This window comes from Bradyrhizobium sp. UFLA05-125, assembly GCF_059803515.1.
Window position 1 is genome coordinate 55,036 of record NZ_JBANBJ010000031.1, and the last position, 18,018, is coordinate 73,053.

Annotated in this window: 17 protein-coding genes; 7 read left to right on the forward strand and 10 right to left on the reverse strand. The window is 63.2% G+C overall.

Features of this window, described 5'->3' with window-relative positions; all coding sequences use genetic code 11:
- Positions 1-99 precede the first annotated feature (99 nt).
- The 6 genes from SO156_RS24930 to SO156_RS24955 all read left to right on the forward strand — a co-directional run bounded on the left by SO156_RS24930 (position 100) and on the right by SO156_RS24955 (position 6,194).
- Positions 100-591, forward strand: coding sequence for a c-type cytochrome, methanol metabolism-related (locus tag SO156_RS24930; RefSeq protein WP_458146808.1), 492 nt, complete (start codon positions 100-102; stop codon positions 589-591).
- A gap of 61 nt (positions 592-652) precedes the next feature.
- Positions 653-1,762, forward strand: a complete 1,110-nt coding sequence (locus tag SO156_RS24935) for an S-(hydroxymethyl)glutathione dehydrogenase/class III alcohol dehydrogenase (protein ID WP_458146756.1) — start codon at positions 653-655, stop codon at positions 1,760-1,762.
- Positions 1,763-1,795: 33 nt separating this feature from the next.
- Positions 1,796-2,359 carry an S-(hydroxymethyl)glutathione synthase gene (gene gfa, locus SO156_RS24940; protein ID WP_458146755.1) on the forward strand — a complete coding sequence of 188 codons (564 nt, stop codon included), beginning with the start codon at positions 1,796-1,798 and terminating at the stop codon, positions 2,357-2,359.
- 621 nt (positions 2,360-2,980) lie between these two features.
- Positions 2,981-3,433 carry a (2Fe-2S)-binding protein gene (locus tag SO156_RS24945; protein ID WP_498536578.1) on the forward strand — a complete coding sequence of 151 codons (453 nt, stop codon included), beginning with the start codon at positions 2,981-2,983 and terminating at the stop codon, positions 3,431-3,433.
- 2 nt (positions 3,434-3,435) lie between these two features.
- Entirely contained in the window at positions 3,436-5,748 is a 2,313-nt protein-coding gene (locus SO156_RS24950; RefSeq protein WP_498536579.1) for a xanthine dehydrogenase family protein molybdopterin-binding subunit, read from the forward strand.
- A gap of 185 nt (positions 5,749-5,933) precedes the next feature.
- Positions 5,934-6,194, forward strand: a complete 261-nt coding sequence (locus tag SO156_RS24955) for a hypothetical protein (RefSeq protein ID WP_458146752.1) — start codon at positions 5,934-5,936, stop codon at positions 6,192-6,194.
- Between the two features lie 51 nt (positions 6,195-6,245).
- Here the strand turns inward: SO156_RS24955 and SO156_RS24960 are convergent, their stop codons facing one another.
- The 7 genes from SO156_RS24960 to SO156_RS24990 all read right to left on the reverse strand — a co-directional run bounded on the left by SO156_RS24960 (position 6,246) and on the right by SO156_RS24990 (position 12,737).
- Positions 6,246-6,641, reverse strand: coding sequence for a group III truncated hemoglobin (locus tag SO156_RS24960; RefSeq protein WP_498536598.1), 396 nt, complete (start codon positions 6,639-6,641; stop codon positions 6,246-6,248).
- A 505-nt stretch (positions 6,642-7,146) separates the two neighbouring features.
- Positions 7,147-8,094 carry a 3-hydroxybutyryl-CoA dehydrogenase gene (locus SO156_RS24965; RefSeq protein ID WP_498536599.1) on the reverse strand — a complete coding sequence of 316 codons (948 nt, stop codon included), beginning with the start codon at positions 8,092-8,094 and terminating at the stop codon, positions 7,147-7,149.
- A gap of 195 nt (positions 8,095-8,289) precedes the next feature.
- Positions 8,290-9,060, reverse strand: a complete 771-nt coding sequence (locus SO156_RS24970) for an amino acid ABC transporter ATP-binding protein (protein ID WP_458146751.1) — start codon at positions 9,058-9,060, stop codon at positions 8,290-8,292.
- A 34-nt stretch (positions 9,061-9,094) separates the two neighbouring features.
- A complete protein-coding gene (locus SO156_RS24975; protein WP_458146750.1) occupies positions 9,095-9,790 on the reverse strand; it encodes an amino acid ABC transporter permease in 696 nt (231 codons plus the stop codon).
- Positions 9,787-10,581 (reverse strand): amino acid ABC transporter permease, encoded by a 795-nt coding sequence (locus SO156_RS24980; protein WP_498536580.1) that lies wholly within the window; start codon positions 10,579-10,581, stop codon positions 9,787-9,789. The genes SO156_RS24975 and SO156_RS24980 overlap by 4 nt, the downstream gene beginning before the upstream one ends.
- A 64-nt stretch (positions 10,582-10,645) precedes the next feature.
- The gene (locus tag SO156_RS24985; RefSeq protein WP_458146748.1) at positions 10,646-11,548 is read right to left on the reverse strand and encodes an amino acid ABC transporter substrate-binding protein; all 903 of its coding nucleotides are present in this window, start codon (positions 11,546-11,548) and stop codon (positions 10,646-10,648) included.
- Between the two features lie 28 nt (positions 11,549-11,576).
- Positions 11,577-12,737 carry an aminotransferase class V-fold PLP-dependent enzyme gene (locus SO156_RS24990; RefSeq protein ID WP_458146747.1) on the reverse strand — a complete coding sequence of 387 codons (1,161 nt, stop codon included), beginning with the start codon at positions 12,735-12,737 and terminating at the stop codon, positions 11,577-11,579.
- 179 nt (positions 12,738-12,916) lie between these two features.
- Between SO156_RS24990 and SO156_RS24995 the strand changes: the two genes are divergently transcribed.
- Positions 12,917-13,699, forward strand: a complete 783-nt coding sequence (locus tag SO156_RS24995) for an IclR family transcriptional regulator (protein ID WP_498536581.1) — start codon at positions 12,917-12,919, stop codon at positions 13,697-13,699.
- An 18-nt stretch (positions 13,700-13,717) separates the two neighbouring features.
- Here the strand turns inward: SO156_RS24995 and SO156_RS25000 are convergent, their stop codons facing one another.
- The 3 genes from SO156_RS25000 to SO156_RS25010 are packed head-to-tail and all read right to left on the reverse strand — an operon-like array spanning position 13,718 to position 17,981.
- Positions 13,718-14,644 carry an FAD binding domain-containing protein gene (locus SO156_RS25000; RefSeq protein WP_458146745.1) on the reverse strand — a complete coding sequence of 309 codons (927 nt, stop codon included), beginning with the start codon at positions 14,642-14,644 and terminating at the stop codon, positions 13,718-13,720.
- Positions 14,641-17,322, reverse strand: a complete 2,682-nt coding sequence (locus tag SO156_RS25005; protein ID WP_498536582.1) for a molybdopterin-dependent oxidoreductase — start codon at positions 17,320-17,322, stop codon at positions 14,641-14,643. Before SO156_RS25005 ends, SO156_RS25000 begins: the two co-directional genes overlap by 4 nt.
- Positions 17,319-17,981 carry a TetR/AcrR family transcriptional regulator gene (locus tag SO156_RS25010; RefSeq protein ID WP_498536583.1) on the reverse strand — a complete coding sequence of 221 codons (663 nt, stop codon included), beginning with the start codon at positions 17,979-17,981 and terminating at the stop codon, positions 17,319-17,321. The genes SO156_RS25005 and SO156_RS25010 overlap by 4 nt, the downstream gene beginning before the upstream one ends.
- Between the last annotated feature and the right edge of the window lie 37 nt (positions 17,982-18,018).

Genomic DNA, 18,018 nt, shown 5'->3' on the forward strand with positions numbered 1-18,018 from the left:
GTCCCGGCGCGTGGATAACCCCCACGCGCCGGGCTCGTCTCCACCGCGCGCTGTCGAGGAAAAAATCTCTTGCGTAGAATCTGCTTTGTCATAGCTGCGATGATCTTCGTCGCGTCCGGAGGAATTGCATTCGCGGATGGCTCGGGCGATCCGGGCGCCGTCAAGCAAAACGAAAATGGTGAGTGGCTCGATAAGGAAGGAAACCCGACCTACAAGATTTCAGCCGACGGGACCGTGGACTGGTACACCTATTCCGGATACCGCCGCTATCACTCGGACTGCCACGTCTGTCATGGCCCGGATGGAATGGGATCGACCTACGCTCCGGCGTTGAAGGACTCCCTGAAGACGATGAGCTACGCCGACTTCCTCGGCGTCGTCGCCTCAGGCCGCAAGAACGTCTCGACCGCGCAGGAGAACGTGATGCCGGCCTTCGGCGATAATCCGAACGTGGCCTGCTACATGGACGATCTCTACGTCTATCTGCGCGCCCGCTCCAACGAAGCCTGGGGCCGCGCGCGGCCGGGCAAGCATGAGGACAAGACGCAGGCCTATACAAAGGCCGAAGACTCCTGCATGGGCAGGAAATGAACGATTGGAGCACGGCCGAGACTACTTCTTGGCGTCTCCGGGAGAATTTGAGGAGCTTACGATGAAGACACGTGCCGCGGTCGCTTTCGAAGCGAAAAAGCCGCTTGAAATCGTCGAGGTCGACCTGGAAGGGCCGAAGACCGGCGAAGTTCTGGTCGAGATCAAGGCGACCGGAATCTGCCACACCGACGCCTACACGCTCGACGGTTTCGACAGCGAAGGAATCTTCCCCTCGATCCTCGGCCACGAGGGCGCCGGCATCATCCGCGAGATCGGCGCAGGCGTGAGTTCGGTGAAGCCTGGCGATCACGTCATCCCGCTCTACACGCCCGAATGCCGGCAGTGCAAAAGCTGCCTGAGCGGGAAGACCAACCTCTGCACCGCAATCCGGGCGACGCAGGGCAAGGGCGTGATGCCCGACGGCACCAGCCGCTTCTCCTACAAGGGCAAGCCGATCTATCACTATATGGGCTGCTCGACCTTCTCGAACTTCACGGTGCTGCCGGAGATCGCGGTCGCCAAGATCCGCGAGGATGCCCCCTTCGACAAGAGCTGCTACATCGGCTGCGGCGTCACGACCGGCGTCGGCGCCGTCGTGAACACCGCCAAGGTCACGCCGGGTTCCAACGTCGTGGTGTTCGGCCTCGGCGGCATAGGACTCAATGTCATCCAGGGCGCTAAGATGGCCGGCGCCGACAAGATCATCGGCGTCGACATCAACGACTCCAAAGAGGATTGGGGCCGCAAGTTCGGCATGACGCACTTCGTCAACCCCAAGAAGGTGACCGGCGACATCGTCCAGCATCTTGTAACGCTGACCGATGGCGGCGCCGACTACACCTTCGACTGTACCGGCAACACCACGGTGATGCGCCAGGCCCTGGAATGCTGCCATCGCGGCTGGGGAACATCGATCATCATCGGCGTTGCGGAAGCCGGCAAGGAGATCGCTACCCGTCCGTTCCAGCTCGTCACCGGGCGCAACTGGCGCGGCACCGCGTTCGGCGGTGCGCGTGGCCGCACAGACGTGCCCAAGATCGTCGACTGGTACATGAACGGAAAGATCCAGATCGATCCCATGATCACCCACGTGCTGAAGCTCGAAGACATCAACAAGGGCTTCGACCTGATGCATGAGGGCAAATCGATCCGCTCGGTCGTCGTCTACTAAGCCAGAACCATCACCCACAAGGAGGATCGTCCCATGACTGTTGCTCTCCATCCCTCGATCGACAATGGCCTCAAACATGGCAGCGGCAGCTTTTCCGGCGGCACGCTGGTCTGCAAATGCAACGATCATCAGGTCAAGGTCGGCATCAAGGGCGACGTGGCGCACAACCACGCCTGCGGCTGCACCAAGTGCTGGAAGCCGCAAGGTGCGATGTTCTCCGTCGTCGCCGTGGTGCCGCGCCAGAACGTCACCGTGCTCGAGAACGGCGACAAGCTGCAGATCGTCGATCCGTCGGCGGTGATCCAGCGCCATGCCTGCAAGGCCTGCGGCACGCATATGTTCGGCCGCATCGAGAACAAGGGCCATCCGTTCTACGGCCTCGACTTCATCCATCCCGAGCTGTTCCAGGAACAAGGCTCGCAGGCGCCGCAATTCGCCGCCTTCGTCTCTTCCGTGATCGAATCGGGCGTGAAGCCGGAGCAGATGGCCGGTGTCCGCGCAAGGCTGAAGGAGATCGGGCTCGAGCCCTATGACTGCCTGTCGCCGGCGCTGATGGACGCGATCGCGACCCATGTCGCGAAGGCCAAAGCTGCTTAGGCACAAGGCTGCTCGACGGAGGCCTGAGGCAACGCATCCGTCCTTGCGCGCTCTCGGCTCGCTGGTCTGACCAGCGAGCCGGTCGGGCCCTCCAGGATTGGGCGCGAACCGGATGGCAGCATTGCCGCCTCATTTGCTCGTGAGGCGGCCGGTTCCCTCAGCATCGAGAGTTGTACTCACTCCGCAGCGTCGCCAGCCCGCAAAGCTTGCGTCCCTGCGTTCTCCCTCCCTCGACTGAGGTCTCCTGCTTCGTCCGCGCAGTCCCGCCGGACGAAGCTTTTTTATGTCGGTTGCAATGATGCTCTGCAGCACCCCGCAATGGGCGAGCGATGGATCGCGCCCAGCTTTTGACAAATCGCGGAGGCAATCTGGTCGCGAACACAAGCGGCTGTGATGCCCGTCGTGTCCGGTTTCTGCTAGCATCACAATCGTCACGATGCCGCGCGAAAATCATCAAACAAGAATCAACCGGGAGGCATCGAGCACATTCCAGACATCGCCCGTCTTCATTCCCTCCGCCCCGGGAGTTGCCTGGGCTTGCGGAAGCAGGGGATGCGGACGCTGCCCCGCCAATCAGTCACGCCCATCGGATCATCGGCTTAAGAAGAGCGAGAAACGATCATGATCAAGATAAAAATCAACGGCCAGGAACAAAGCTGGGATGGCGACCCGGATCTTCCGCTGCTCTGGTTTCTCCGCGACGAGGTCGGGCTCACTGGCACCAAATTCGGCTGCGGCCAGGCGCTGTGCGGCGCCTGCACCGTCATCGTCGACAAGGAAGCGGTGCGCTCCTGCATCACTTCGGTCAATGACGTTGCAGGCCGCGAGGTCACGACCATCGAAGGCCTGCATCCGAACGGCGATCATCCCGTGCAGAAAGCGTGGCGCGAGGTCAACGTTCCCCAATGCGGCTTCTGCCAGGCCGGCCAGATCATGCAGGCCGCGGCGCTGCTGATGGACAATCCAAAGCCGTCGCATGACCAGATCCGCGAGGCGATGGCGGGCAACATCTGCCGCTGCGGCTGCTACCAGCGCATCGAGAACGCCGTCCATCTCGCATCGACGGGGGCGTGATCATGAATTTCATCGACAACCCAAAGCTTCGTGGCTTCGAGAAGCACATCAGGATCGAGAAGATTTCCCGCCGCAGTATCCTGAAGGGACTGGGCGTCACCGGCGGCTTCGTGCTCGCTGCGCCGGTCATGTCGCGCCAGGCCTTCGCCTATGAGACCGGCGCCGGGAAGATGCCGCACGGCGTCGTGGTCGACCCGCGCGTGTTCGTCGCGGTCGCTCCCGACGGCATCGTCACCATCGTCGCGCACCGCTCCGAGATGGGCACAGGCGTGCGCACCAGCCTGCCGCTGGTCGTCGCCGAGGAGATGGAAGCCGACTGGACGAGGGTCAAGGTCCAGCAGGCGCATGGCGATGAGGTCAAGTTCGGCAACCAGGACACCGACGGCTCCCGCAGCACGCGGCACTATTTGATCCCGATGCGCCAGATCGGCGCCTCGGCGCGCATCATGCTGGAGCAGGCCGCAGCCAAGCGCTGGGGCGTGCCGGCGACGGAGGTGAAGGCGGTCAATCACGAGGTCGTTCACGGTGCCAGCGGACGCAAGCTCGGCTTCGGCGAGCTCGCAGCCGACGCAGCCAAGGAATCCTTGCCGAGCGTCGACAGCCTGAAGCTGAAGGACCCCAAGGATTTCCGCTATCTCACCAAGGGCGAGATCAGCATCGTTGACCTCCACGACATCACCACTGGGAAGGCAGGCTACGGCGCCGACGTGCGGCTGCCCGGCATGAAATACGCCGTCATCGCGCGCCCGCCGGTGACCGGCGGCAAGCTGGTCTCGTTCGACCCAGCCGACGCGATGAAGGTCTCGGGCGTCGAGAAGGTGATGCAGGTGCGCGGCTGGCCGTGGCCCTCGAAATTCCAGCCGCTCGGCGGCGTGGCCGTGATCGCCCGCAATACGGGTGCCGCGATCAAGGGGCGCGATGCGCTGAAGATCGTCTGGGACGACGGGCCAAACGGCAAGTACGAGTCGGTCGCCTACCGCAAGGAGCTCGAAGAGGCCTCGCGCCAGCCCGGTCTCGTCGTGCGCAAGGAGGGCGATGCGGATGCCGCGCTCAAGAGCGCCGACAAGGTGATCGTCGGTGAGTACTACATCCCTCACCTCGCCCATGTCAGCATGGAGCCACCGGTGGCGGTTGCCGACGTCAAGGGCGACAAGGCGGAGATCTGGGCACCAGTGCAAAGTCCCGGCGGCACCCGCGAGGACGTCGCCAAGACGCTCGGTATCCCCGAGCAGAACGTGACCGTGAACGTGACGCTGCTCGGCGGTGGCTTTGGCCGCAAGTCGAAATGCGACTATGCGCTCGAGGCCGCCCTGCTCTCCAAGGAGCTCGGCGCGCCCGTGAAGGTGCAGTGGACCCGCGAGGACGACCTCCACCACGGCTTCCTGCACACCGTCTCGGTCGAGCGGATCGAGGCGGGCCTCGACAAGAGTGGCAAGGTAATCGCCTGGCGCCATCGCAGCGTCGCGCCCAGCATCGCCTCGACGTTTGCTGCGGGAACCGTGCATCAGGCCTCGTTCGAGCTCGGCATGGGTCTCGTCGACATGCCCTTCGAGATCACCAACATCTCGTGCGAGAATCCGGAAGCGGCCGCCCATACCAGGATCGGCTGGTTCCGCTCGGTCTCCAATATCCCGCGCGCCTTCGCCGTGCAGTCGATGGTCGGCGAAATCGCGCAGGCCACCGGCCGCGACCAGAAGGACATGCTGCTCGAGCTGATCGGCTCGCCCCGCATCGTCAAGCTCGCTTCGGTGAAGGACCTTTGGAACTATGGCGAGCCTTACGAGAGCTACCCGATCGACACCGCGCGTTTGCGCAAGGTGGTCGAGCTGGTGGCCGACAAGGGCGAATGGGGTCGCCAGGTGCCGAAGGGCCATGGCCTCGGCATCGCCGCGCACCGTAGCTTCGTCAGCTACATCGCGACGATCGTGGAAGTGGCCGTCGACGACAAGGGCAAACTGACGATCCCGCGGGTCGATACCGCCATCGACTGCGGAACCTTCGTCAATCCCGAGCGCATCCGGTCCCAGATCGAGGGCGCTGCGATCATGGGCCTGAGCCTCGCCAGATATGGCGAGATCACCTTCAAAGACGGCAAGGTCCAGCAGAAGAACTATGACGACTTCCCGGTGATCCGGATGGACGAGTCTCCGCTGGTGACCAACGTCCATATCGTGCCGCCTGGACCCGACACGCCGCCGAGCGGCGTCGGCGAGCCCGGCGTGCCGCCATTCGCGCCGGCGCTGATCAACGCGATCTTCGCCGCGACCGGCAAGCGCATCCGCTCCTTGCCGATCGGCAAGCAATTGGAGGCGTAACGCTAGAGCATGATCCGGAAAAGTGCGAAGCGGTTTTCCTTCGCGACAAACGCGGAACGCGTTTGCGCGGTGATCATGCTCGAACAACAACCTAAAGCGCGATGACGATTCATCCCAATCTCATCGCGCTTTAGGGAACGTCAGGCGACAGTTCGCCGTTGCCATCGATCTGACAGGAGAGATCGATGGACATCACCTTACGGGCGCTCGCAGTCTTGGTGCTGTCGGGCGCCTTTCTTTTGACCGCACAGGCCCAAAGCCAGGCACAGGGCAACACGACGCCTCCGGCCACCGCGACGCGTCCCTCCACGCCAGACCAGACCTCACTGCCGAGCAACGCTCCCCCCGCATCGACCAACCAGACCACAGGGCAGTCCAGTCAGGATCCGAAGGTCAAGGAGATGAACGCGAAGGAGAAAGGCAAGGTCGAGCGCGAAGGGAAGTAAGCCCGCCTCTTGCAAGTTTCGATTCAAGATGCCAGGCAGGCATATCGTATTTCAAGAGCGCAGCATGTGCCGGGGCGTGAACATGCGCCCGCTTTGCATCGCCGCCGCCATTTCAAAGCTGTCGGCAATACGCCGCGCCTTGTCGATGAACAGAGCCGCTGCGAGGGGCGGGCAGACCTCGCGCGCGGTCTGCTCGAACAGATCGAGCCAGCGATCGAAATGATCACCGAGCAGGCTGAGCGGAAGATGCGCCCGCATCGGCTGGCCGTGATAGCGACCGGTAGTCAACACCACCGACGACCAGAAATCGCTCAACTTGGAAAGATGCTCGTCCCAGTTTTTCACGACCGCGAACACCGGACCGAGCAGTGCGTCGTCGCGCACGCGACCATAAAACCTCGTGACGAGTTCCCCGATCATCGCCTCGTTGATCCCGGTTCTCTCCATCACGTCTTGAGCCAGCAAACTGCGCCGCTCCGCCGCCGCTTTGCGATCGATCGTTTTCCGCTCAGGCATCTCGTTTTCGGTATCCATTCGCGAATTTCCAAGTACTCATGTTCCAAATCTTGCCCATGTCGGCCTTCGGACTCGCCATGGTCCGGGGAACCCTTAGCGATTCCGAGCCGTCCGGCTTGACGGTGATGGGAGTTCCATCGTCGCGATCGACGATGCTCAGGCTGGCATCTATACCTTTTATCGCCAAAGTGTAGTGGTGGAGTACCGTTTGCCTTGTCTTGATGTTGTAGGCATTTCTCTGACCGAGCCGTCGGAGAGGATCACAGCCAGGGATCACGGTCGTGTAGCAGGCAAGCTGCGCCGTCCTATTTGATGGAGCGCAAACTCCGGGATGAATCAAGTTTCCGTCGCCGGCAAGAATCGATGCTCGACCGCAAGGCAACGGGGGCGACAGCCGTCAGGCGTCGCCCCAACATGACCTCAGACAACGGGTCCGTCAGCTGCCGTAGGTATAGAAGCCCTGGCCGGTCTTGCGGCCGAGATGGCCGGCATCGACCATTTCCTTGAGCAAGGGCGCCGGACGGTATTTCGGGTCGTTGAAACCTTTGTAGAAGACCTCCATCACCGACAGCATCGTATCGAGCCCGACGAGATCGGCGAGCGCCAGCGGCCCGATCGGATGGTTGCAGCCAAGCTTCATGCCGGCGTCGATTTCCTCGGCCGTCGCGATTCCCTCCTGAAGTGCGAAGATCGCCTCGTTGATCATCGGGCAGAGGATGCGGTTGACGGCGAAGCCCGGGCTGTTCTTGGCCGTGATCGCGACCTTGCCGACACGCTGGGCGAAATCGAGCGCCTTGGCGTGGGTGTCGTCGGAGGTCTGCAAGCCGCGGATCAGCTCCAGCAGTTGCATCACCGGCACCGGATTGAAGAAATGCATGCCGATGAAGCGATCCGGACGATCCGTCGCGGCCGCGAGCTTGGTGATCGAGATCGACGAGGTGTTGGTGGCGATCAGCGTGCGCGGCGACAGCGTCGCGCAGAGGTCCTTGAGGATCTTGACCTTAAGCTCCTCGTTTTCAGTTGCGGCCTCGATCACGAGGTCGCAGTCGGCGAGCTTGCCGCGGTCGGTCGTGCCGGTGATGCGCTTGAGCGTCGCCTCGCGATCGGCCGCCGACATCTTCTCCTTCTTGACCAGACGCTCGAGGCTGCCGCCGACGGTCGCAATTCCGCGCCCCACCGCCGCGTCGGAGATATCGACCATCACAACCGAAAGCCCGGCCGCGGCACAGACCTGGGCGATGCCGTTCCCCATGGTGCCGGCCCCGATGATTCCAACGGTTTGGATCATTGCTTCAAATCCTTTTTCATCCTGTCGGGGGCGCCAACCGGCGCGGGCCCTTTTTGCGTCCAGGGTCGCGCACCGCAAGCCGGGCCACGACCTGATCCTGATAGGCCCTTCCTTAAAGCATTCATGGCGGGAATAAAGCCGCCTCTTGCGTTGCGTGAGGCGCAATTTGCCGCTTTCTCGGCTCGTTTGGCCGAAGCTGTACGCCTAGCCCCCCAAAACTGCCGAGGGTACCGGCGCTGGCTGGCACACCCGGTCCGCTATGCCGGTCACGCGGCGAACTCCCACTCTTTCCTAGTGGATGATCTGGTTGAGAAAGCCCTTCGCACGCTCCGTGCGAGGCGAGCGGAAGAAACTCGTCGGCTCCCCCTCCTCGACAATGCTGCCCTGATCCATGAATACGACGCGGTCGGCGACCTCGCGCGCAAAGCCCATTTCGTGGGTCACGCATACCATGGTCATGCCTTCGCCTGCGAGCTGCACCATCGTGTCCAGCACCTCCTTGACCATCTCCGGATCGAGCGCGGAGGTCGGCTCGTCGAACAGCATGATCTTCGGCTGCATGCACAGCGCGCGGGCGATTGCGACGCGCTGCTGTTGGCCACCGGAAAGCTGCGCGGGATATTTGTCCGCCTGCCCGTTAATACGAACTTTCCTGAGCAGGCTCATCGCACGCTCGTGCGCTTCAGGACGCGAGAGCCCTCGCACCTTCATCGGTGCCAGCATGCAGTTCTCGACGACTGAGAGGTGCGGGAACAGATTAAAACTCTGGAACACCATGCCGACTTCGCAGCGAACGCTGTTGATGTCGGCCATGCGGTCCATCAGCTCCACGCCGTCGACCACGATCCGGCCGCCGTCGTGCTTCTCGATGTGGTTGATACAACGGATCAGGGTCGACTTGCCGGAACCGGAGGGACCACACAGAACGATCTTCTCGCCCTTGGCGACTGTCAGGTTGACGTCATTCAGGGCGGTAAAGCCCCCGAACCGCTTCACCAGATTCTCCACGACGACGATCGCGGAAGAATGATCGCTCGGGCTCACCGCGCCTTCCTGTCGCATCTTTGTGTTCCTCTCAGCTTTCCAGACCGCTTCCCTACCGATGCGCCCCGCCGAGCGCGTAGCGTCGCCTGAGCGATGCGACGCACTGCGACGCCGCCGAACCGATGACGAGATAGACCACCGCGACAACGAGATACATTTCGACGAGCCGACCGTTGAGCTGCGCGAGCTTCGAGGCCGCGCCGAGGAGATCAGTCAGCGAGAGCACGTAGACGAGCGAGGTGTCCTGGAACAGGATGATGGTCTGGCTCAGGATGATCGGGCTCGCGACGCGAATCACCTGCGGCAGGATCACGCATCGATAGGTCTCGAAGGTGGACAGTGCGAGCGCCCGGCAGGCCTCGAACTGACCCTTGTTCACCGCGCGCAATCCGACGCGGATGATCTCCGAATAGTAGGCCGCCTCGAACAGCCCAAAAGTGATGAAGGCCGTCCAGGTGGCGCCGATCGGAATCGGACGGCCGTTGCCTGAGAGGTGCCCGAGCACGATCGGCACCAGGAAGAAGAACCAGAACAGCACGAGGATCAGCGGGATCGAGCGGACCAACGCGATATAGCTGCGCACGATCTGGCTGACGGCGGGCACCTCGAAATGCTGCACGAGGGCGAAGCAGGTCCCTAGCATCATGCCGATGACGAACGCCGCGGCGGTCAGCGCGAGGGAGAACAGCAGTCCCGACCAAAGATAAGGCCAGGCCTGAAGGAGGATCGAGAAATCGAGGCTGTTCATTTCACGACCTCCATTCCGTGGGGCAAAGCGGCGACCGGCTGCACGTCGTCCGCCAGGGTCGGCTCGATCGTGTCCTTTGCCGCCGTGGAGCCCGGAATGTGCACGGCCCTGTCGATGAGCATCATCGATCGATAGGCAATGAGCGCGAGCACAAGATAGATCAGCGTCGCCGCGCCGAAGGCGGTGAAGGTCTGGAAGGTCGCTTCGCTGATCTGCCGCGCCTGCGCGGTCAGCTCCATCAGACCGATCGTCAGCGCCACCGACGTATTCTTGTAGATGCCCATGACCTCGCTGGTCAGGCTCGGCACGATCAGCCGCAGCGCCTGCGGGACGATAACGTGGCGATAGGTCAGATAGGGAGTGAGGCCCAGCGCATTGGCCGCCTCGACCTGTCCCTTCGGCAAGGCCTCGATGCCCGCGCGCACCTGCTCGGCAATGCGCGCCGCGGTGTAGAGACCGAGGCACACCAGCGCCGGGAAGAACGATCCCCACGGCGGTGGAATCTGCTTGATGGCGTTGCCAAGCGAGGTTGGAAGGATCTCCGGCAACACGAAATACCAGAGAAACATCTGCACCAGCACCGGGATGTTCCGGAAGATCTCGACATACAGCCGTGCAAGCGCCGCCACGAGCCGGTTCGGCATGGTACGGCCGATCCCGACGACGACACCGACAGCGAAGGCGATCCACCAGCCGAAGAAGGCCAGCGCCAGCGTCCAACCGAGGCCTGCGAGAAGCCAGTCGACATAGCGCTGGCCATCCGCCGTCTGTTCAAAAAGCACTCCGAACATCGCAAACCTCTGAGTTAACGGTGCGAGCGAAGGCGATCTTGGTCGAGTCCCGCGGTGCTTCCGGTCAGTCGACCGCGTCGCTGGGCTGCGCGATACGCTCCATCAGCGTATCGGTGAGGGGAAAAGCGAGATTCTCACCCTTGGGCGGGATCGGCCTGGTGAACCATTTCGTGTAGGTTTTCTCGAACTGGCCCGACGCCATCTGTTTTGACAGAACGTCGTCGACGAGTGCCTTGAAGCCGGCGTCGCCTTTCGTGAACATCAGCCCGTAGTAGACCTTTGCATAACCTTCGGGAAGGAAGATCAGCGCATCCGGCTTCGGTGCTGCAGCCTTGAGGCCTGCGAGAAGGATATCATCTTCCATGAAGGCCGCCGCGCGTCCGGTGTTCAGCATCAGGAACGATTCCGCGTGATCCTTGGCCTGGACGATGTTGAGGCCGAGCTGCTCCTTGGCGTTCACGCCTTGCGCGAAGCCGATCGCGTTGGAACCCTGCGTGACTACGATGGTCTTGCCCTTGAGATCACCGGCGGTCTTCAGGCTGCTGTCGGCCTTGACCAGCCAGCGCGGCTGGCTGACGAAGGTCGTCACCGAGAACGACACCTGCTCCTGCCGCTTCTTGTCGTTGGCCGTTCCGCCGCATTCGATATCGACGGTGCCGCTCTGAATCAGCGGAATCCGGTTGGATGAATTCACCGGCGTGTAGTTGACGGTGAGATTGGGCAGGTTGAGCTCCGTCTTAATGCGCTCAACGATGGCGGCGCAGAGATCGAGCGAGAAGCCGATCGGCTTTTGGTCGGGACCGAGGTAAGAGAACGGGATCGACGCCTCGCGGTAGCCGATCGTGATCGCGCCGCTAGACTTGATCTTGGTCAGCGTCGGGCTGTCAGCCGCGGCCGACGGCTCGACCATGGTGGTGACCGCTACAAGGCCCGACAGAGCCCCCAGCATCCGTGCAAAATTCCTCATGTCCTGCACCCTCCTCTCATATCTCGGCCTAGGCGGCTCTGGATGATGTCTTGACGCCACGCCGTCGGATGAGCTCGATCAGGCGGTCGACGTCCGCTGACGTGTTGAACATACCGAACGACACGCGAATGCCGTCCCGTTCCGGCGAAACGCGCACGCCATTCTCTTCGAAGTAGCCGAGCCATTCGGCCGCAGGCAGCGCAATGACGTAGATGTGCGGCGCGCGGTGCCTTCTGTCGCGCGGGCCGACGAGCCTTATGTCGACCGCGTCCAGCCCTGCTATGAGATGATCGCCGAGGTCGAAACAGTGGTTCTGGATGTTCTCGACGCCGATCTGCACGATCAGGTCGAGCGAAGCGCCGAGCGCGTGGATCGCCGGAAGATTGAAGTTGCCGAGCTCGAAGCGGCGAGCGCTCGGAGCCGGCGTGAGCTTGTCCGGGCGTGCGATGAGGTCGGCGGGGATTTCGGCAAGGCTTGCGGCGGCGAGATAAGCGGGCTCGAGCTCGGAATGCGCGCTATTCCAGTAGAGCAATCCGAGGCCCTGGGGAACGAGCAGTCCCTTGTGACTGCCCGACCCGATGAAACTCGCGCGCATGATCTTTGCATCGATCGGCACTACGCCGATCGCCTGCATCACGTCGACGATGAAGTGGAGGCCCTTCTCCGCGCAGAGGGCACCGACGCTTTCGACATCGAAGCGATGGCCGGCGTGAAAGGTCACGTGCGACATCGAGATCGCGCGGGTGTTCGCATCGATATGGGGACGAAAGCTCGCAGCATCGACGACATCGGTCATAGGCACGAACCGCACCTCGACGCCCTGCCGCTGCAGATTGAGGAAGGCGTATGCGTTGTTCGGATGATCGCCATGAACCATCAGGACATTGTCGCACGCCCGCAGCCGCAGAGCGTTCGCGGCAATGTTCATGCTTTCCGAGGTGTTCTTGGTGAAGGCGATCTCGTCTGCGGACACGCCGAGGAAGCGCGCGACCTTGGCGCGCGTCTGCTCAACGCGGTCGAGCCACACGCTCTTCGGGCCAGCCGTCTCCAGTCCTTCGCGAAGGAAAAGGTCGATCGCCGCTTTGACCGGGCGCGAAAGGGGCGCCTGGAAACCGGAGTCGAGATAGGTCATCCGCTCGGCTGCGGGGAATTCCTTCCGCACGGCATCGACGTCGTAACGACCTGACATCCCACTCTCCTGTTCGGCGTCTGGCCCGCGGGACCCGGTTTGCGTTGCACAATTCCTGATCACCGGCCGGCGAAGCCAACGATATGAGCAGCGAGGGAGGATCGTCCAATATATTTTTCATAATCCGGTAGTTTTTATTCCGAAAAATGATAATCTAGTTATCGAGTAAGGAGACGCGAATGGCTGAGCCAGCCAAAACCGACGGACCACTCGATCGCGCCTTTGCCATCGTCGGGCACGTCGCCGGTCAGACCAAAGCCGTGTCAGTCGCAGAGATAGCCCAGGCGCTCACCCTGCCGCTTCCGACCGCCCACCGGTTGATCGGAAACCTCGAGGAACGCGGCCTTCTTCAGAAGGCGCTCGGGACCAAGCGCTACGTGGTCGGCAATCAGCTCGTTACCCTCTCCGCCAAGGTCATCGGAGCAGCATTCCGCACCGCGCGCCGCCATGCCGTGCTGCGCGCGGTTGCCGGCGAGATCGGCGAGCAATGCGAGATCGGCGTCGTGCGCGACAACATGGTGGCCTATGTCGACAGCGTCCGCGTCTCGCAACCACAGGGACTGCAATTCAATCCGGGCGAAGCGGCGCCGCTGCACTGTACGTCGACAGGCAAGATCTACATGAGCCGCTTGCCGGAAAAAGCGCGCGAGAAGCTATGCCGCGCGCTCGCGCTGACTAAATTTACGGACACGACGATCGCAGACTACGACGCCTTGATGAAGGTGCTCGAGGAGACCCGCAGGCGTGGCTGGGCCAAGACCAACGAGGAGTACGTCAAGGGCGTGGTTGGATGTGCCGTCCCAATTCTGTCGCCGGGTCGTGAGCTGATCGCGTGCCTGGGCGTCTCCGTCCCGGCGGCCCGCGTGAGCTTCGCTGAACTCGACCGCTTTATCGCCGCGCTTCAGAAGGCCGCCGCGCTCCTGTCGGAAACGATCCTGCAGAACGATGACGACGGTGGATGAGTGCGAAGGTCAGCCAACCTACTTCGCAATCCGCTCCACCACGTCCCGCACCAGGCCAACCAGCAGCTCGAGCTTGTATCCGGTCATCGGCAGCGGCTTTGCGCCTGACGTCGCGAGCTGAGCTGCTTGCGCGATGATATCCGCGTTTGCCGGCTTTCCCTCCAACGCGGCCTGGCACGCGGTCAGCTGCAGCGGCACCGGGGCGATCCCACCGGCGGCGATGCGGACATACTGGAAAATGCCGCCGGATACCACGGCGCGTGCGCAGACTTCGACCAGCGGCCATTCCGCATAACTACGGCTGATGGCACGCTTGTAATAGGCGCGCTCGGAGGCAAGCGGCGCGGGAAGTGAGATGGCCTCGATCCTTTCGCCCGGCGCGAGCGCATGGTCGACAGCCCCGTTGGTGCCATCGCCGATGAAATCAGGCAGTGGCAATCGACCACGCCGGTCTGTCGCGATCGTCGCATCATAGGCGAGCAGCGCCATGGCCATGGTCGACGGATGCGGGGCCACGCAAGGCCCGAGATCGAATGCTGCATGATAAAGATGATTGCCCGATCTCGCCGGGCAGTCGGAGCCGCCTTTCTTGAGACAGCCGATCTGGGGATTGCGGAAATACCAGCAGCGCGAACGCTGAGCGAGGTTGCCGCCGAGCGTCGCCAGATGCCGTATCTGCGGTGTGGCGAGGCCTTGCGCGGCGGCGGCGATGCCGGGATAGGCACCCCGAATGCGTTCATCGGACGCGATCGCCGCGATCGTGGTGAATGCGCCGATGCGCGCCGAGCCGTCCGCAACCCAGTCGGTCCCGATCGTGCCTGACGTCACGGAGAGATCGACGATGGGCCCTGAGGACACCCCACTGCGGCGACGCTCGGACAGATCCGTGCCGGCGGCGCGGAATTCGGGAGCGCTAGCGATAATCGTTGCTGACGAGGCGTTCATGCCGCGGTCCTCCCCTTCAGGGCGGCGACGATGCGATCGGGCCGGATCGGAATTTCGGTGAGGCGAACCCCGATCGCGTTGAAAATCGCGTTCGCAACGGCAGGCGACGTCGGCACGGTCGCGACCTCACCGATACCAACGCTATTGCCGAGCACATGATCAAAACCGCCCTCGTCGAAATGCACGTCGAGCTCGGGCGTATCCGCGATGCCTGGGATGCGATAATCCTCCATGCCGGCGGTCAGGACGTCGCCGCTGAACGGATCGACCTCGCGCGCCTCGTAGAGCGCGTAGCCAAGCCCCTGAATCACTGCGCCGCAGGCCTGGCTGTGCGCAAGCTGAGGTGCTGCGATCTTCCCGACCGCTATTCCAGTGTGCACCTTGAGCACACGCACGTGACCGAGCCAGGTGTCGACCTCAACCTCGATCACCTGCACCGAGCTCGGCACACCGGCGCCGATGACGATGTTGGAGTTGCGGCGCATCATCCAGCCGAACACGACGCCGAGAAGCCCGAGGTCCTTCAATGGCGAGCGGATGCCGGGTGCCGTATTCTTTCCGTCCTCGCCACGTGTCTCCGAGATGGCAATATCTCCCGAGCGCGCGATCAGCTCGCGCCATGGCGCATTCGAGCCCGGCGCGGGCTTGCGCGTGGCTTGCTCGAGGAGCGCGGCTTTCAACTTCTGGATCGCCGCAAGCGTCGGCGGCAGCACCGAGGCGGTGACTCGGCTGCCACCGGAGCCGGGGCCTTCGGGGAGCGACGAGTCGCCGATGCGCACCTCGACTTCGCTCGCCTCGAGATCGAATTCGCGCGCGACCGTATCAGCCAGAACGCTGCGGGTTCCGGTCCCGATGTCCTGCGTCGCAGTCGATGCGACGATACGGCCGCCCTTGACCGCAACTTCGACCTTGACCTTGGGTTGCCAGAGATAGAACCAGTAGCCGGTCGCCACGCCAACGCCGCGGCGATAGCGACCGCTTCCGGCCGCTGTCCGATTGCGCCAGCTGTCGAGGCTCAAGGCCCAATCATAGAGCCTTTGGCGATTGGGATCCGGATCCCAGCGCTTGCGCAAGGCAATCGGATCGACGGCGAGCCGCAGGGCGGCCTCGTCGACCGCCTGCTCCACTGCAAATGCCATCGGCGGACCGCCGGGCCCGCGGAACGCTGCCCCCGGCGGCAAATTGCTGATGACGTCGAAATCCCTGAGGTCCTTGGCCTCGGCCGGATACATCAGCCGCGCCAGACCCGCGATCGTCGAGTTGATCGCGGCGCCCGTATCGGCATGCGCCATGACGGATAGCGCTTTTAACTCGCCCCGATCGGAGGGCAGCAGCGCGACCTTCATCTCCGCGGCGGGCCGATAGCCAGCGACCGACAATTCTTCATGCCGGTCATAGGCAACCCTTACCGGCGCATTCGCCGCGCGCGCGAGCTCGACCGCGGCGATCGTCTCGGCACCGATGCTCGCCTTCGAGCCGAAGCCGCCGCCGACATGATCGGCCACCACGCGGACGCGCGCAGGATCGAGCTTGAAGCGCTTTGTGATCTGCTCCTTCAGATGGACCACCCACTGGGACGAGGCGTGCACCGTCAATTCCTCGCCGTCGAACCGCGCAACCGCGGCATGCGGCTCGAGACAGGCATGCTGCTGCGTTCCCGTGCGGAATGTTCCCTCGACAAGAAGCTTGTTGCCCGCCTGCCGCGCCTCGCTCACCCAGTTGCGTGCCTTTTTGGCGCGCTTGGCAAACACCGAGGTCGGCCCACGGACGTTCTGCTTCCATGGCGCGGGCCCGCCGGCCGCCTCCGAAACATTGCCCGCTTTCTTGCGGTTCGCACGGTCGAACACCACCGGCGCACCATCTTTCCGCGCCGCGTCAAGCCCGATCACCACGGGCAGTGGTTCGCTGGTCAGCTTGATCGCGGCAAGCGCTGTGAGCGCGGTCCTGCGGTCCTTCGCTGCGACCGCCGCGATCGGCTCGCCGACATAGCGCACGATGCGATCGTCGGAAAGCAGCGGCACCACAGTGACGCCGCCTAGCGCACGCGCTGGGGCCAGATCGAGCGCGGTGATACGCGCATGCGCGTCGCGCGAACGCAGGATCACGCCCTCGAGCTGGCCATCATGCCTGATATCTACGGTGTATTTTGCCGCGCCCGTCACCTTGTCTCGCGCCTCGATGCGTGGACTTGCGAAATGATCGCCGTCGAAGCGGCCGGCACAGGCATCCGCCACGGCGCTAAAAATGGCATCATAGGCGCCGCAGCGGCAGAGATGGCCCGACAGCGCAGCACCGATCTCCTCGCGCGAGGGCACGGCCGCCCCCTTCGCCGCACGCCAGCGATCACAGAACGCAGCCGCTTCCACGATGAAGCCCGGCGTGCAGAAGCCGCATTGCAAGGCGTCATGCGCCATGAACGCCTTCTGCACCGGATGGAGCTCCAGAGCGCCAATGCCCTCCACCGTCGTCACGGATTTTCCGGCGGCGGCACGCGCCGGCATCAGGCAGCTCGTGACCGGGACGCCGTCGACCAGCACCGTGCAGGCGCCGCAGACGCCGCCACCGCAGACGAGCTTGGTGCCGGTGAGACCGAGCTGATCGCGCACGACATCGATGAGTAGCGCATCGGGATCCTCAGGTAGGGGCTCGACGCGGCCGTTGATGGTCATCGTATTCATGGACGTGCTCCGGCTTTGCTGCGTGAGGATCGCTCTCTGGTCCCGACCTTGCTCGCGGGCTGTTCCTGCGACTTCGGCACGGCGCCGGCGCAGAGCGTCCGCACCATCATCGCCATGTCCTTCAGGAAGGCGTCCACCGGCTGCATCGCCGGATGCTGCGACTTCGATCCGTGCACGGCCATCTCGACGAGCCGCGCGAACTCGGTCGCCGACAGGCCCTGCGGCAGCGCAAGCTTCTGCTTGCGTACGATCCGCGCGATCGTCGCGACCAGCCGATCCGCATAGAGCGCGGCATATTTCTGGTAGAGGTCCCGTGCATGTACGAGGTGTTCGGAATACAGCTCCTCGATATGCGGCGAGCCGTCGAAGGACGCGATCATGGCCCGCATCCGTGCCGTCATGCCGGCGACGAGAACGTCGGCGAACCCGCAGTCCGCCTTCTCCGCTTCGCTGATTGCGGCTTCCTCGGCCGCAATGGCGGTCTGGTGCACGCGCTCGATGACTGCGCGGAACAGCGCTTCCTTTGATTCGAAATGATGATAGAGCGCCTGCCGCGTCAGGCCGGCGGCCTCGGCTACCTGCTCGATCGAGGAGCGGCGAAAGCCGTGGCGGCGGAAAACCAGCATGGTCGCATCGAGAATGCGCGTTTTCGGTCCCATTTGTCGATTTTGACAAAACAAGACGAAATGTCAAATC